Genomic DNA, 236 nt, shown 5'->3' on the forward strand with positions numbered 1-236 from the left:
GCGAAACCCGCCAGGTGAGCTTTGACTACACCGCCACCGACAGCGCCGGGGCCACCAGCAACAGCGGCACCGTCACCATTACCGTCACCGGCGTCAATGACGCGCCCGTGGTCTCGGCGGTGAGCGTGGCCGCCACCGAAGACGGCAATGCGGTCACCGGCAACTTTGTGGTCAGCGATGCCGACGGCAGCGACAGCCACACCTTTGCCATCACCAACCCGCCTGCCGAGGGCAGC

1 protein-coding gene is annotated in these 236 nt (G+C 67.4%); it reads left to right on the forward strand.

Translation table 11 applies throughout. The features are described from left to right. A partial coding sequence (locus DA373_RS16235) for a VCBS domain-containing protein (protein WP_157953744.1) occupies positions 1-236 on the forward strand: 236 nt, incomplete at both ends.

This window comes from Oceanimonas marisflavi, assembly GCF_003049725.1.
GTDB classification, from domain to species: Bacteria; Pseudomonadota; Gammaproteobacteria; order Enterobacterales; family Aeromonadaceae; genus Oceanimonas; species Oceanimonas marisflavi.